Origin of the sequence: Variovorax sp. WDL1, assembly GCF_001541225.1 — a bacterium.
Classification (GTDB): domain Bacteria; phylum Pseudomonadota; class Gammaproteobacteria; order Burkholderiales; family Burkholderiaceae_C; genus Variovorax.
The window spans coordinates 59,892-74,886 of sequence record NZ_LMTS01000233.1 but is presented as its reverse complement, the minus strand read 5'-3'; the positions used below and the strand labels follow the sequence as shown (position 1 = coordinate 74,886).

The window sequence follows — 14,995 nt, the reverse complement described above, 5'->3', positions numbered from 1 at the left end:
CCTGCGCGGCCAGCCGGTGGAGCGGCTCCTGCGGGCGGCGCGCCGGCCCGTGCTGGTGGTGAGCCAGGCAACCGGACCAGCATCGGCTGCCTATGGACGCTTGCTCGTCGCGGTGGACTTCTCCGAGGCGTCGCGCCGCTTGATCGCGGCGGCCTTCGCGCTCGGCAAGTCTGCGCAGGTCGAGCTGTTCCACGCCATCAGCACCGCCAATGAGGGCAAGCTCCGTTATGCAGAGGTTTCGGACCAGGCCATCAAGGCATACCGGCAGGAATGCCGACGCTACGCCCAGGACAGGATGTTCCGGCTGACGGATTCGACCGACGCGCGCCGCAACCGCGTCTATTCGGCCATCGGGCATGGCGACCCCGCGCGCCAGGCCATCGTGCAGCAGCAGCACAGTGGCGCCGAGCTCATCGTGGTGGGCAGGCATCCGGCCTCCGCGCTGTCGGATTTCGTGTTCGGAAGCGTGGCGCAGCGCGTGTTGCGCCATGCCGCCATCGACGTGCTCGTGGTGCCTCACGACTACCAGCCTGCAACGCAGGCCACTGCCGTTCGCCGGCTGGAGCAGAGCCTTCCACGGGCGACGCGCCGCGTGCGTGCCGGCGCGCCCCGGTACACTCGGCCCGCACCGGCATCGGCCGGGGTCGCCGCTGGCAACGCGGCGCGTCTGTAAATCCAAGGAATCTGAATGAATCGCATCGAACTGGTCGAGAAGATCGCCACCGCCCACAACCTGAGCAAGGCCGAAGCCGCACGCGTGCTCGAGACAGTCACCAGCTCCATCGTCAATGCCGTGAAGAAGGACGACCCTGTCCAGATCGTCGGCTTCGGCACTTTCAAGCAGGTCGCCCGTGCGGCGCGCTCGGGCTTCAACCCCCAGGCCGGCACGAAGATCAAGATCGCGGCGACCAAGGTGCCGAAGTTCGTGGCCGGTGCCGCCTTCAAGGCCGCCATCGACCCGAAGGCCGCCAAGCGCAAGGCCGAGAAGGCTGCAGCGAAGCCCGCAGTGAAGAAGGCTGCGCCGGCGAAGAAGGCGGCTGCCAAGAAGAAGTAAGCCACGGCGATGGCCGGCCTGCGCTGGGCCGGCGATGCTGAACCGAAGCCGCCCACCGGGCGGCTTTTTTTCTGGGCGTAGCGTTCGAAGCGGGAGACCCTTTCGCGATGGAAGAATTTGCGAATGCCCAAAGATCGTCCTCGAAGTTGTACGTAGAAGTGTTCTTCAGGGCTTACAAAAATTTGCGTTTACGCAAATTCCTTCCTACACTTTGCGAGATGGCAACCGGCACTCCGATCAAACTCGATCAACCAGATCAAAAGTCAAACCACGATGGCCACTGATGTACTGGTTCTGGGTGCCGGCATGCTCGGCGCGAGCACGGCCCTGCAGCTGGCCTTGCGTGGGCATTCCGTCGCGCTGGTGGATCGGCGAGCGCCTGGCCGAGAGACGTCCTACGGCAACTCGGGGATCATCCAGCGAGAGGCCGTCGAACCCTACGCATTTCCTCGCGACTGGTCGGCGGTCTTCAACGTCGCCTTCAAGCGAGGCATCGATGTCAACTACCACCTCGGCGCACTGCCGTCGGTCATGTCGCCACTCGCGCGGTACTGGCATGCCTCGGCGTCAGCGCGCTATGCGCCTATCGCCCGCGACTACAGCCGCCTGATCGAACACTGCGCGACGGAGCACCAGGCGCTCATCACCGAGTCGGGCGCGGGTGCCCTCGTGCGCAAGGAAGGCTATCGGATGGCCTTTCACAACCGGGCCCCGATGGACGCCGCTGCGTCGCGTGCCGTCGAACTCCACGAGCGCTACGGTGTGAGGCATGCACTGCTGGACGGTGATGCGTTGGCGCGAGCGGAGCCCGGTCTTCGCGCGCGGCTGGCTGGCGCGGTGCATTGGCTGGACCCGTGGTCGGTGAGCGATCCCGGAGCACTGGTCGAACACTACGTCAATCGGTTCATTGCGCTCGGCGGCCACCTGGCCGAAGGCAACGCCACGAGCCTGACGCGCGTTGCGGGAGGATGGCAGGTGCAATCCGCTGCCGGTCCACTGGTCGCGCGTCATGCCGTCGTCGCGCTGGGCCCATGGGCCGGTGAGTTGACCTCCACGCTCGGATACAAGCTGCCGCTTTTCGTCAAGCGCGGATACCACCGCCACTACCGGGGCGGTCCGGGCTTGCGGCTCCCGCTGCTGGACGCCGAGCGCGGCTTCGTGATCGTCCCGATGTCGCGCGGCACGCGCATCACGACGGGGGCGGAGTTTGCGCGCATCGGGGCGCCCGCAACGCCGGTGCAGCTCGACAAGGCAGAGCGCGCAGCGCGCGAGCTGATCGACTTGCCGGAACCGGTCGAGGCCGAACCCTGGCTGGGAAACCGACCCTGCACGGTGGACATGAAGCCGGTGATCGGGCCGGCGCCGAAGCATCCGGGCTTGTGGTTCAACTTTGGCCATGGGCATCAAGGGTTCACCCTGGGCCCGGTCAGCGGCCGCTTGATTGCCGAGATGATCGAGGGGACGAAGCCTCTTGTCGACCCGACGCCGTTCTTGCCCTCGCGCTTCTGATCACGGACCGGCTGGCGTCCGATGGAGCCGCGCTGCCGGCGATCTCACGTGCCGTCTTCGGAAGTGACGGCGACGATCCTCGCGAGCTGGCGGCTCACGCTCACGTAGGCGTGGCCCAGGCGGCTGTCGAAGTACAGCGAGTCGCCGCGCGCGAGGCGCACCACCTCGCCATTGCTGAAATGGACTTCGATCTCGCCCGACAGCACGTAGGCGAATTCTTCGCCGGAGTGCTTCACGAAATCTTCAGGCCCATCGATGCGGCGGGCATGCACGGTGCCGACGATCGGGCTCATGCGCTTGCCGGCCGCCGTGGTGCCGAGGAACTCGTAGTCCACGGCCAGGCCGCGGTACACCACGCCTTTGCTGGCCCGAGTGACCACCGGCCCGTCGAGTTGCGTGGGCTTGACGCCGGGGCCCGCGAACATCGCGTTCATGTCCATGGCCAGCGCGCGGCCGAGGGCTGTGAAGCTCTCGTAGCCCAGCGCGAGCTGGCCCCGCTCGGCGCGGGAGATGGTGGTGATCGACACACCCGAGCGCTCGGCCAGATCGGTGAGCGTCCAGCCCAGGCGCTTGCGCGCGGTGCGCAGGCGATGACCAAAGGTCGTGCGATCCAGCGTGGGCGGCGCGGTCTTCGGTTTTGCAGTCTGCTTGCCAATAGGGTGTGGATGCACGCTTGTCTTCCTGTAGGGCACTGGCAATTCTGCCAGTCAAAGCGCGGGCGCCATGCCATCCGAATATGCAGGACCAGCGCTTCGGAGTTTGCGGATCACAAAAGTTCGAAGGCTTGTCGTGCGACCGTCTCTCAAGGAAAGACCCAGGAAAATTTGCGTAAACGCAAATTTGTTCATACACTTTTTCCACGGGCGGGCACGGGTCGCCTGTCACTTCGTTGAACAAAGGAATGCCCGCATGTCCTCCGACAAGCTTCCCCACTGCGACCTCCTGATCCGCGGCGGCACCGTCATCGACGGAACCAAGGCCCCGCGTTTCCAGGCAGACGTCGGCATCGCGCGCGGCCACATCGTCGCCATCGGCGATCTTGCCGGCCATTCGGCCGACGAAGTCGTCGACGCAGCAGGCCGCATCGTTGCACCGGGGTTCATCGATTCGCATACACACGACGACCAGGCCGTCCTGTCGCAGCCCGCGATGCCCTTCAAGGTGTCGCAAGGGGTGACGACGGTGGTGACCGGCAATTGCGGCATCAGCGCAGCACCGTTGCGCGACGGCATGGATCTGCCGATGCCGCTCAATCTGATCGATGCCCCGGCGCAGGGGCGCTTCACCACCTTCGCGGCCTATCTCGATGCGCTGCGCGCAACACCGTCTTCGGTGAACGTCGCGGCGATGGTCGGCCATTCGACACTGCGCGGCGTCACGATGAGCGAGCTCGACAGGCAAGCCAGCCAGGCCGAGATTTCCGAGATGCGCGCCCATGTCGAGGAGGCGATGTCGGCGGGGGCGATAGGCATGTCGACCGGCACTTTCTATGCAACGGCCACGCAGGCAACCACCGAGGAGATCATCGAGGTCGGCCGGCCGCTGAGTGCGCGCGGAGCGCTCTATGTGACGCACATGCGTGACGAGTCCGACCGGATCATGGAAGCGATGGAGGAGTCTTTCGCGATTGGCCGGGCGCTTGGCGTGCCGGTGGTGCTGTCGCACCACAAGGCCATGCACACACCGAACTTCGGCAAGACCCGGGTGACGCTCCCGTTCATCGAGGAAACGATGAAGCACCAGTGCGTGTCGCTCGACTGCTACCCGTACACGGCGGGCTCGACCATGATCCGCACCGACCGCGGCATGCTGGACAACCGCGTGCTGATTGCCAGCAGCGAGCCGCACCCCGAATGCGCCGGGCGCGACCTGGCCGACATTGCCAGGGAGTGGGGCCTGTCGAAGGAAGAGGCGGCACGCAGGCTCCAGCCCGGCAGCGCGATCTATTTCATGATGGACGAAGACGACGTGCAGCGGGTGCTGGCCTTCGACGAGACGATGATCGGTTCAGACGGCATTCCGTTGGGAGACAAGCCGCATCCGCGCCTGTGGGGCACCTTTCCTCGGGTACTCGGCCACTACAGCCGCGACGTCGGCCTGTTCCCGCTCGAGACCGCGGTGTGGAAGATGACGGGGCTCACGGCGCGCAATTTCGGCCTGCATGGCCGCGGCACGCTGAAGGTCGGGCAGCATGCAGACATCGTGGTCTTCGATGCGGCCACGGTCCGCGATGCGGCCAGCTACGAGACGCCCACCCGGGTGGCCGAAGGCATCGACGCGGTGATCGTCAACGGGACGATCACCTGGCAACACGGCGTGCACAGCGGCGCACGCAGCGGGCAGGTGATCACGCGCCGCGACAAGGTGGCGGCATGAGAGTTGCAGCGCGAACGGACGAAGACAGCATTCGCGCGGCGCGCGCGCTTTCCAACGAGGCGATCGCGAACCAGGATATCGAAGGCATCGCCAGTGTCTGGATGGACGACGTTCTCGTTCTCGGCTCGACCTCTGCCCAACTGATCGGCGCACAGGCCAACCGGCGCTTCTACATGGCCCAGTTCGAACGCCGGCCCGACACGTTGTGGGTTCGTACACCGTCGGCAATCTCCGTCATGTCCTCCTGGCGCGTCGCTCTCGAAGAAGGGCATTGGTCGGGCAGATGGACTGAACCCGACGGACTGGTTGAACTGGGTGGACGCTACATGGCGCAGTGGGTACGCGCAGTGCATGGTTGGCGCATCCAGGGAGAACTCTATGGTGCGACGGCTTGCGTCGGCGGCGCGTACTGCTCACGGCCACCCACGGGACTGGCAGGAGCCCGCTGACGGCCAGAGCAAGCCTATGAACCCCTGGCGCACTGATCAATTCATGACGCCTTGATGAATACCGATGAATTGCAGCTGCATCCCATCTTGCGTGTGCCAATCTTGGGTCGAATTCCGCCAGGGGGCTACACAGGGTGGCTGCGGCAATGCAGCTCGCGGAACAGCTGGGGCGTCATGCCGAATCGCCGGTCGAATGCCTTGGAGAGCTGGGCGCCTGTCGAGTACCCGGTGCGCGCTGCAATGTCCTTGACCGACATGCCCGCCGCAAGCAGGTTGCGGGTCTGATCCAGTCTCAAGGTCTCCACGAAGTGCGCGGGCGTTTCGCCGGTGCTCCTGGCGAAGCGTCTCAGGAATGTGCGCTCCGACATCGACACCTTTTCCGCCAGGAGCGGAACGTCCAGCCGCAGCGACAGGTTCTCGCGCATCCAGTGGATGAGTTCGGCAAAGGGCGCGTCCGCATGCGACTGCGCGTTCAGCACCGGGCTGAACTGCGACTGGTAGCCGGGGCGGCGCGCGTACAGCACCAGGCGCTTGGCGATGGTGTGGGCCACGGCGTTGCCCAGGTCCGCAGCCACCATCTCCAGGCTCATGTCGATTCCGGTCGTGACGCCGGCGGAAGTCCACAGCCGGCCATCGTTGACGAACAGCGCGTTGGTGTCGATGGCGACGTCCGGGCATTTTTCGGCGAGGTCGGCGCATGCCGACCAGTGCGTGGCCACGCGCTTGCCTTCGAGCAATCCGAAGTGCGCCAGCGCAAAGGTGCCCGTGCAGATGGAGCCGTACCGGCGGGCGTTCTTGCTTGCCTTGACGGCCCATTTGCGCACCGACTCGTTGGCGGCCAGCGTCTGCAAGCCTGAGTCGTCGCCTCCCGCAATCAGCAGGGTGTCGATGGAACCGGGTGGCAGTTCCTTCACAGGCCTGGTCACCAGGGCCACCGCGCTGCTGGTCTGCACCGTACCGCCCTCGGCAGAGAGGATGTGGACCTTGTAGTGAGCCTTTTCCAGTGCATCGTTGCCCGCCTCGAACACCATCGCCGGGCCGGTGACATCGAGCACCTGGCAGCGGGGGAAGGTGAGTATCGCGACGTTCAGGGGCCCTGGCATTTGGCGGATATTAGCCTCTGATTGTCATTTACGACAACTGTGTCGGCTCCCACAATCGTCGATCGATTCAGCACCTGCGACACCTTCATGACAAACGCTCTTCAGATCGGTTTTCTCGTCTTTCCCAAGGTCACGCAACTCGACCTGATGGGACCGGCGCAGGTGCTGAGCCGCGTGCCCGGCGCGAAGGTACACCTGGCGTGGAAAGCGATCGAACCCTTGGTGACCGATGTGGGATTCAGCGTCAACCCGACGGTCACCTTCGCAGAGTGCCCGCAGCTGGATGTGCTTTGCGTGCCGGGCGGGTTCGGCGTGGTCGAGCAGTTGAACGATGCCGTGACGATGGAATTCCTGCGCGGGCAAGGGCGCACTGCGCGCTACGTGACTTCGGTCTGCAACGGCTCGCTCCTGCTCGGCGCGGCAGGGCTGATCCAGGGCTACAAGTCTGCCTGCCACTGGATGTGGCGGCACTACCTGCCGCAGTTCGGTGCCGAGCCGGTGGCGGCGCGCGTGGTGCGGGACCGCAATCGGCTCTCCGGCGGCGGGGTGACATCGGGCATCGATTTCGCTTTCACCCTGGCTGCCGAACTTGCAGGGGAAGAAGCTGCGCGAATGATCCAGCTCGGCCTCGAGTACGACCCTCAGCCGCCGCTGGACAGCGGATCTCCCGACAAGGCCGGGCCCGAGCGGGTGGCGCGGGCCCGCGCGGCTGGCGAGTCCTCCTTGCCGCACATCGAGGCACAGATCGCACAGGCCGCTCGGCGTCTTCTACTGGAAGCTTGAACGCAAACCCCGACCCTTGATGGAGCAAGTCCCATGAAACCCAGCACTCGCACATGCATTCTCACGGCCGCCCTGCTCGCGCCATTGCCTGCTCTTGCGCAGATCTCGGACGGCGTGGTCCGGCTGGGAGTCATCAATGACCAGTCGGGGCCCTTCTCGGCATTGACCGGACCCGGCTCCGCGCTCGCGGTGCAGATGGCGGTGGAAGACATGAAGCCGCAACTCGGCGCGACCAAGGTGGAGGTGCTGGTGGCCGACCACCAGAACAAGCCCGACATCGGACTGACGGTCGTGAAGCGCTGGTTCGACGTGGACAAGGTCGACGCGGTGGTCGACATCGCCAACTCCGCCGTGGCGCTGGGCGTGCAGTCCGTGATCAAGGAGAAGAACAAGATCGCCCTGTACGGCATCATCGGCACGACCGAGCTGACCGGCAAGCAATGCGCGAAGACCGGCTTCTCCTGGGTCCACGATGCGTACGCACTGGTGTCCGGCCCGGCCAGGACGCTGACCCGCAGCGGCCTGGACACCTGGTACTTCGTGGCGGCCGATTTCGCGTTCGGCAAGAACATGGTCCAGGAGGCCAAGGCCTTCGTGGCGGCCAGCGGCGGCAAGACCGTGGGCGAGGCCTTCCATCCCATGGGCACCTCGGACTACAGCTCGTACCTGCTGCAGGCCCAGGCTTCCAACGCCAAGGTCGTGGCCTTCGCCAACGGCGGCGCCCAGCTCGTGAACTCCATGAAGCAGTGGAAGGAGTTCGGCATGCAGGACGGCAAGCAGCGGCCCGTGGCCACCTTGCTGTCGGTCGCGGATGTCCATGCGGCGGGCATCGATGTGATGCAGGGCCTTTCGGCCACCACGGCCTGGTACTGGGACCGGGACGACGATACGCGCGCCTTCTCACGCCGCTTCTTCGAGCGCTTCAAGGCCATGCCCACCGAGTCGCAGGCGGGCATGTACTCGGCGACCACGCACTACCTCAAGGCCGTGGTCGCCACCAGGACCGACGCGACGGACGCGGTGGCCGAGAAGATGCGCAGCACCCCGGTGAACGACATGTTCGCCAAGAACGCCTCGCTGCGCGACGACGGCAAGCTGTCTCACGATTTCCTGCTGGTCACGGTCAAGTCGAAGGCGGAGTCCAAGGGGCCGTGGGACTACTACAAGATCACCAGCGTCATCCCCGCAAGCGACGCCTACATTCCGCTGAGCGCGAGCGACTGTCCTCTGGTCGCCAGCGCCGCCAAGGCCAAATGAACGGGCCTGGCATCGATGGCGCAGGCGCCATCCTCACTGCGCGCGGGCTGACGCGCAGCTTCTCGGGCTTCACCGCCGTCAGCAATGTCGACCTCGTCGTTCGCCGCAACACGGTCCATTCCGTCATCGGCCCCAACGGCGCAGGCAAGAGCACGCTGTTCAATCTCCTGACCCGGTTCCTGGAGCCCGATGCCGGCAGCATCGTCTACAAGGGCGCGGACGTCACGCGCACGCCCCCGGCGCAGCTGGCCCGGCAGGGCGTGGTGCGCTCGTTCCAGATCTCGGCTGTCTTCCCGCATCTGACGGTCGCGCAGAACGTCTGCGTGCCCTTGCAGCGGCTGTCGGGCCTGCAGAAGGTGTTCTGGCGATCCACCGCCTGCCTGAGCGAGCTCGACGACCGGGTGCACGCGCTGTTGCGCAAGTTCGGTCTCTCGGAGTGGGCCGACACGGCCGCCGGCGAGCTGCCTTATGGCCGCAAGCGGGCACTGGAGCTGGCCACGACGTTCGCGCTCGAGCCAGACCTCGTGCTGCTGGACGAGCCGATGGCGGGCCTCGGCATGGAGGATGTGACCCGCGTGTCCGATCTCATTGCCGACCTTGCGGGAGAGAAGACCATCGTCATGGTCGAGCACAACCTGAAGGTCGTCGAACGGCTCTCCGACACCGTTACCGTGCTGTGCCGTGGCGAAGTGCTGGCCGAGGGCAGCTATGCGGAGGTCGCCGCCGATCCGCGCGTGCTCGAAGCGTACATCGGACATTGACCATGGATGCATCGACCACCGTCCTCGACGTCAGGGGCCTCAGTGCCGGCTATGCGGGCAACCAGGTGCTGGACGGCGTCAGTTTCAAGCTGGAGCGCGGCGAAGTCATTACGCTGCTGGGCCGCAATGGCGCCGGCAAGTCCACCACGCTCAAGTGCCTGATGGGCTTCATCACCGAGAAGACCGGCGGCATCGCCTTCGAAGGGGTGCCGGTTGCGCAATGCCTGCCCGAGCAGATCGCCAGGCTCGGCATGGCCTACTGCCCGGAGGAGCGCGGCATCTTCTCGCAGTTGAACGTGCTCGAGAACCTGACCCTGCCGCCCGTGCTGCGCGAAGGCGGGCTCACGCTCGACGAGGTCTACGCGCTGTTCCCCAACCTGCGCGAACGCAGCGCCAGCCAGGGCACCAAGCTGTCCGGCGGCGAACAGCAGATGCTGGCGATCGGGCGCATCCTGCGCACCGGCGCCAAATGCCTGCTGCTGGACGAACCGAGCGAAGGGCTCGCGCCCGTGATCGTCAAGCTCATCGCACAGACCGTGCTCGAGCTCAAGCGCCGCGGCTTCACCATCCTGCTGGTGGAGCAGAACCTGCGGTTCGCCACCGAACTGGCCGATCGGCATTACGTCATGGAGACGGGGCGCGTGGTCGACATGCTGACCCGCGGCGACATGCACAAAGACTCCGCACGCGTCGAGGCCTACCTGGGGATCCGACATGCTTGAATCGCTTGGAATTCTCTCCCCGGCGTTGTTCGGCCAACTGCTGCTGGGGCTGATCAACGGCTCCTTCTACGCGATGATGAGCCTGGGGCTGGCCATCATCTTCGGGTTGCTGAACGTCGTGAACTTCACGCATGGCGCGCAGTACATGATGGGCGCGTTCACGGCGTGGATGCTGCTGCAGTGGCTCGGCATCGGCTACGGTGCCGCGCTGGTGCTGGCGCCGCTGGTCGTCGGCCTGAGCGGCATCGTGCTGGAGCGGCTGTTCGTGCGACGGCTCTACCACCTGAACCATGTCTATGGGCTGTTGCTGACGTTCGGGCTCACGCTCATCGTCGAGGGTCTCTACCGCAAGGCCTTCGGGTCCGCCGGCCTGCCCTATGCGAACCCCATGCCCGGGGGCTTCCGAACAGCCCTGGGCTACTTGCCGTACTACCGGCTGTGGGCCTTGTTCGCCTCGTTCCTCGTGTGCCTGGCCACGTGGTACATGATCGAGAAAACCCGGCTCGGGTCCTACCTGCGCGCCGCCATCGAGCGACCGGACCTGGTGCGCGGCTTCGGCATCAACGTGCCCCGCATGGTGACCCTGGTCTACGGATTCGGCGTGGGGCTGGCGGGCCTGGCAGGCGTGTTCGCCGCACCGATCTACAACGTCAGCCCGATGATGGGTTCCAACCTGATCATCGTGATCTTCGCGGTCGTCGTGATCGGGGGCATGGGGTCCATCAAGGGCGCGATCATCACCGGCTACCTGCTGGGCCTGGCAGAAGGCCTGGTGCGTTATTACTACCCGCCCCTGTCGGATACGGTCGTCTTCATCATCATGGCCGCCGTGCTTCTCATCAAGCCCGCAGGGCTGTTCGGCAAAGGCGTAATTGCGCAGCACGCGGGCGGCACGCTGACCAGCCAGGCCGGCATCGAGCCGAAGCTCCGCGGGCGGCTGAGCTGGGTGCTTCTGGTTGTGTCGCTGGCGGCGCTGGTCCTCGCGCCGTTCGTGGTGTACCCCGTGTTCCTGATCAAGGTGCTGTGCTTCGCGGTGGCTGCCAGCGCGATCAACCTGCTGCTGGGCTACATGGGGGTGCTTTCGTTCGGCCATGCCATGTTCTTCGGCTTGTCGGCGTATGTGGCCGGGCACCTGGCCAAGGTCTGGGGGCTGGCGCCCGAATGGGCGATCCTGGGCGCGACGCTTGCCTCGGTCGCGCTCGGCGCCCTTGTCGGCGTCATCGCCATCCGCTTGCAGGGCATCTACTTTGCGATGTCGACCCTTGCACTCGCCCAGATGGTCTACTTTGTCTGCTTACAAGCCCCCTTCACCCATGGCGAAGATGGAATCCAGGACATTCCACGTGGGGTCGCCTTCGGTGTGTGGGACTTGAAGGGAGATGTTTCCGCGTACTTCTTTGTGCTGCTGATCTGCGGCGCGGCCATCCTGATGATCGCAAGGCTGGTGCATTCGCCCTATGGGCGCATCGTAGCTGCCGTGCGCGACAGCGAGCCGCGGGCGATCTCGCTGGGCTACAACGCCAATCGCTACAAGCTGGCGGTTTTCATTTTCTCCGCGGGCGTGACCGGACTGGCGGGCGCGACCAAGGCCATTGCAGTGCAGATCGCCTCGCTCACCGACGTGGGCTGGCAGATGTCCGGTGAGTTTCTCCTGATGACCCTGGTGGGTGGGCTCGGCACCATTACCGGTCCGATCATCGGCGCGCTGGCACTCATCGGCATGGAGACCTACATGGCCGAGCTGCAGGACTGGGTCACCGTGGCACAGGGTGCGGTCTTCTTCATCGTCGTGCTGGCCTTTCGTGAAGGCATCGTCGGGAGCTTGTCGAGCTTCTCGCGCAAACGGGCAGAGGCGAAGGTGAGCCATATCGACCGCGCCGCTGTGCGGAGCCCGTTGGTCGACGAGCGGGGAGGATGAAATGGAGCAATCACCCATGGACAATCAACACTTGCATATCGGCGTTCTCGTTTTCGAGGGCATGACTTCTCTCGATGCATTGGGACCCTTCGAGGTGCTCGCACGTACGCCCGACAGCACCTGCCACCTGGTGTGGAAAGACTGCACGCCCCTCAAGGGCGATACGGGCCTGACCGTGACACCGTCCGTTTCCTTTGCCGATGCGCCCCCGTTCGATGTCCTCGTCGTGCCTGGCGGCCCTGGCCAGAACGACCTCATGGCCGATGACGAACTCCTGGAATTCTTGAGGCAACAGGCGAAAGCAGCCCGATGGGTCACCTCCGTCTGCACGGGCTCATTGCTGCTGGCGGCAGCGGGTCTGTTGAACGGGTACAGGGCGACCTGCCATTGGCTGTCGCTGGACTTTCTACGGATGTTTCCGGTGGAGGTCGTTCCCGATCGCGTGGTCATCGACCGGAACCGGGTGACCGGGGGCGGCGTGACGTCCGGGCTGGATTTTGCGTTCGTGTTGCTCGACCTGCTGCGGGGCGGAGAGGTGGCAAGGAAGACGCAGCTGCTGCTGGAGTACGACCCCGCACCACCGTTTCGCAGTGGGCATCCGGACGTGGCGGACGCCAGCGTCGTCGAGGCAGTGAGGGCACTTGCGCAGCCCATGCTTGCGAGGCGCCGTGCTGTGAGCCTCGAGGCCGCACGGCGGTTGAGCGGCGCGAGAGCCCAGGCTGCGCAGGTCGGCAGCGAGTGATGGTGCTTCGCCGGGTCTAGCGCCTAGAGCAACCGCGAGATCTCCTGCGCTGCGCCCATCAGCGCCGGCAGCATCGTCTCCTGCATGACCTTCGGGCTCGTGCGGTTGGCCTGCCCGCTGATGTTGAGCGCGGCCACCATGCGTCCGCCGCGGTCGACGATGGGCGCGGCAATCGAGACCAGCCCTTCCTCCAGCTCCTGGTTCACCAGGCACCAGCGCTGGCGCCGGGCCTGCTGCACCTTGGCGACGAGCGCATCGATGTCGGTCAGCGTGTGGCGGGTGAGCGGGGCGATGCTCGAGGCCTCGAGGCGCGCGCGCAGCGCATCGTCGTCCAGGTCGGCCAGCAGCAGCCGGCCCATGGAGGTGCACCACGCCGGCAGGCGCGAGCCGATGCCCAGGCTGATGCGCATGATCTTGTGCGTGGGCACGCGCAGCACGTAGACGATGTCCGTGTCGTCGAGCACCGCGGCCGAGCACGATTCCTGCACCTGCTGCACCAGTGTCTCCATCACCGGCTCGGCGCGGTTCCAGATCGGCATGGACGACAGGTACGCGAAGCCGAGGTCGAGGATGCGCGGCGTCAGCGCGAATTGCTTGCCATCGGATTGCACGTAGCCCAGGGTCTGCAGCGTGAGCAGGATGCGGCGCGCGCCGGCGCGCGTGAGGCCGGTGGCGGCCGCGACCTCGCTGAGCGTCTGGCGCGGCGCACGCTCGCTGAAAGAGCGGATGACCTGCAGCCCGCGCGCGAAGGACTGCACGTAGGTGTCGCCCGGCGTGGGAGCGGGGGGCTTCTTCTGGGTTGCCATGTGGGGTGCCGTGGTTGCCATGCGGGGCGATCTTCCCTAGAATTCATTATACGAACACATGTTCTACATACGAACAACTGGCAACATTGTGCTCCACGCCTGAAGCCGAGGCCTTCGGCTTTTCCCTTACCCCGGAGACAGATTCAATGATCAACAAGATCGCCCGTTCGATCGCCGATGCCATGGCCGGCATCCCCGACGGCGCCACGGTCCTCATCGGCGGCTTCGGCACCGCCGGCATTCCCAACGAGCTGATCGACGGCCTGATCGAGCAGGGCGCCAAGGAGCTCACCGTCGTCAACAACAACGCCGGCAACGGCGATACGGGCCTGGCCGCGCTGCTCAAGGCCGGGCGGGTGCGCAAGATCATCTGCAGCTTCCCGCGCCAGGCCGACAGCCATGTGTTCGACGAGCTCTACCGCTCCGGCAAGCTGGAGCTGGAGCTGGTTCCGCAGGGCAACCTCGCCGAGCGCATCCGCGCGGCCGGGGCGGGCGTCGGTGCCTTCTTCTGCCCCACGGGCTACGGCACCGAGCTGGCCGGCGAGCGCGAGACGCGCATGATCGACGGCAAGCAGTACGTGCTGGAGTACCCGATCCGCGGCGATGTGGCGCTGATCAAGGCCGAGAAAGGCGACCGCTGGGGCAACCTGGTCTACCGCAAGGCGGCGCGCAACTTCGGGCCCGTGATGGCGATGGCGTCGGAGCGCACCATTGCGACCGTGCACGAGATCGTGGAGCTCGGCGAGATGGACCCCGAGACTGTCGTCACCCCGGGCATCTTCGTGCGAAGCATCGTCAAGATCGACCGCGTCGCCACCCAGGCCGGCGGCTTCAAGAAGGCAGCATGACCATGAGCAATTACCAACGCCGCACCAAGGACCAGCTCGCAGCACGGGTCGCGCAGGACATCTTCGACGGCGCCGTCGTCAACCTCGGCATCGGCCAGCCCACGCTGGTGGCCAACCACCTGCCGGCCGGCCGCGAGGTCATCCTGCACAGCGAGAACGGCATCCTCGGCATGGGCCCCGCGCCGGCCGCGGGCGAGGAGGACTACGACCTCATCAACGCCGGCAAGCAGCCGGTCACGCTTCTGCCTGGCGGTGCGTACTTCCACCATGCCGACAGCTTCGCGATGATGCGCGGCGGGCACCTGGACATCTGCGTGCTGGGCGCCTTCCAGGTCTCCGCCACCGGCGACCTCGCCAACTGGAGCACCGGCGAGGCGGGGGCGATCCCCGCCGTCGGTGGGGCCATGGACCTGGCCATCGGCGCGAAGCAGACCTGGGTCATGATGGACTTGCTCACCAAGAAGGGCGAGAGCAAGATCGTCGCGCAGTGCACCTATCCGCTGACCGGCATCGGCTGCGTGAAGCGCGTGTATTCCGACCTTGCCACGCTCGAATGCACGCCTGCGGGCCTGAAGCTCATCGACAAGGTCGAGGGCCTCGAACATGCCGAGCTGGAGAAGCTGGTCGGCCTGCCGATCGCCGCCTGACAACCCCGTTCAACCAGAGA

The 14,995-nt window shown here is 65.7% G+C and carries 16 protein-coding genes; 13 read left to right on the top strand and 3 right to left on the bottom strand.

The features are described 5' to 3' along the window. The 3 genes from APY03_RS44685 to APY03_RS28560 all read left to right on the top strand — a co-directional run. Positions 1–673: universal stress protein (locus tag APY03_RS44685; protein ID WP_232324450.1), on the top strand; the 673-nt coding region annotated here is incomplete at its 5' end. Between the two features lie 15 nt (positions 674–688). Then, positions 689–1,054 (top strand): HU family DNA-binding protein, encoded by a 366-nt coding sequence (locus tag APY03_RS28565; RefSeq protein WP_068682265.1) that lies wholly within the window; start codon positions 689–691, stop codon positions 1,052–1,054. Between the two features lie 273 nt (positions 1,055–1,327). Further along, entirely contained in the window at positions 1,328–2,563 is a 1,236-nt protein-coding gene (locus tag APY03_RS28560) for an NAD(P)/FAD-dependent oxidoreductase (protein WP_068682263.1), read from the top strand. A gap of 44 nt (positions 2,564–2,607) precedes the next feature. On the opposite strand, the gene APY03_RS28555 is transcribed toward APY03_RS28560, so the two are convergent. Continuing rightward, a complete protein-coding gene (locus APY03_RS28555) occupies positions 2,608–3,234 on the bottom strand; it encodes a helix-turn-helix domain-containing protein (protein ID WP_083944618.1) in 627 nt (208 codons plus the stop codon). Between the two features lie 238 nt (positions 3,235–3,472). On the opposite strand from APY03_RS28555, the gene APY03_RS28550 reads away from it, so the two are divergent. Then, the gene (locus APY03_RS28550) at positions 3,473–4,939 is read left to right on the top strand and encodes an N-acyl-D-amino-acid deacylase family protein (protein ID WP_068682261.1); all 1,467 of its coding nucleotides are present in this window, start codon (positions 3,473–3,475) and stop codon (positions 4,937–4,939) included. Continuing rightward, complete coding sequence (locus APY03_RS28545; protein WP_068682259.1) at positions 4,936–5,388, top strand: YybH family protein; 453 nt, start codon at positions 4,936–4,938, stop codon at positions 5,386–5,388. The genes APY03_RS28550 and APY03_RS28545 overlap by 4 nt, the downstream gene beginning before the upstream one ends. Positions 5,389–5,513: 125 nt before the next feature. Here the strand turns inward: APY03_RS28545 and APY03_RS28540 are convergent, their stop codons facing one another. After that, on the bottom strand, positions 5,514–6,491 hold the full coding sequence (locus tag APY03_RS28540; protein ID WP_068682257.1) for a GlxA family transcriptional regulator: 978 nt from the start codon (positions 6,489–6,491) through the stop codon (positions 5,514–5,516). Between the two features lie 87 nt (positions 6,492–6,578). On the opposite strand from APY03_RS28540, the gene APY03_RS28535 reads away from it, so the two are divergent. The 6 genes from APY03_RS28535 to APY03_RS28510 are packed head-to-tail and all read left to right on the top strand — an operon-like array spanning position 6,579 to position 12,674. Next, positions 6,579–7,274, top strand: coding sequence for a DJ-1/PfpI family protein (locus tag APY03_RS28535; protein WP_068682256.1), 696 nt, complete (start codon positions 6,579–6,581; stop codon positions 7,272–7,274). A 33-nt stretch (positions 7,275–7,307) separates the two neighbouring features. After that, entirely contained in the window at positions 7,308–8,531 is a 1,224-nt protein-coding gene (locus APY03_RS28530) for an ABC transporter substrate-binding protein (protein WP_068682253.1), read from the top strand. Beyond that, positions 8,528–9,292 (top strand): ABC transporter ATP-binding protein, encoded by a 765-nt coding sequence (locus APY03_RS28525; RefSeq protein WP_068682251.1) that lies wholly within the window; start codon positions 8,528–8,530, stop codon positions 9,290–9,292. The genes APY03_RS28530 and APY03_RS28525 overlap by 4 nt, the downstream gene beginning before the upstream one ends. Before the next feature lie 2 nt (positions 9,293–9,294). Continuing rightward, the gene (locus APY03_RS28520; RefSeq protein WP_068682249.1) at positions 9,295–10,014 is read left to right on the top strand and encodes an ABC transporter ATP-binding protein; all 720 of its coding nucleotides are present in this window, start codon (positions 9,295–9,297) and stop codon (positions 10,012–10,014) included. Further along, on the top strand, positions 10,007–11,932 hold the full coding sequence (locus APY03_RS28515; RefSeq protein ID WP_068682247.1) for an ABC transporter permease: 1,926 nt from the start codon (positions 10,007–10,009) through the stop codon (positions 11,930–11,932). Before APY03_RS28520 ends, APY03_RS28515 begins: the two co-directional genes overlap by 8 nt. 16 nt (positions 11,933–11,948) lie before the next feature. Further along, positions 11,949–12,674, top strand: coding sequence for a DJ-1/PfpI family protein (locus tag APY03_RS28510; RefSeq protein WP_068682245.1), 726 nt, complete (start codon positions 11,949–11,951; stop codon positions 12,672–12,674). 23 nt (positions 12,675–12,697) lie between these two features. Here APY03_RS28510 and APY03_RS28505 read toward each other — a convergent pair whose 3' ends face one another. Beyond that, positions 12,698–13,480 carry an IclR family transcriptional regulator domain-containing protein gene (locus APY03_RS28505; protein WP_068682299.1) on the bottom strand — a complete coding sequence of 261 codons (783 nt, stop codon included), beginning with the start codon at positions 13,478–13,480 and terminating at the stop codon, positions 12,698–12,700. Positions 13,481–13,626: 146 nt separating this feature from the next. On the opposite strand from APY03_RS28505, the gene APY03_RS28500 reads away from it, so the two are divergent. Continuing rightward, the gene (locus APY03_RS28500; RefSeq protein WP_068682243.1) at positions 13,627–14,328 is read left to right on the top strand and encodes a 3-oxoacid CoA-transferase subunit A; all 702 of its coding nucleotides are present in this window, start codon (positions 13,627–13,629) and stop codon (positions 14,326–14,328) included. 2 nt (positions 14,329–14,330) lie between these two features. After that, positions 14,331–14,975 (top strand): 3-oxoacid CoA-transferase subunit B, encoded by a 645-nt coding sequence (locus APY03_RS28495; RefSeq protein WP_174262823.1) that lies wholly within the window; start codon positions 14,331–14,333, stop codon positions 14,973–14,975. The last annotated feature ends 20 nt before the right edge of the window (positions 14,976–14,995 follow it).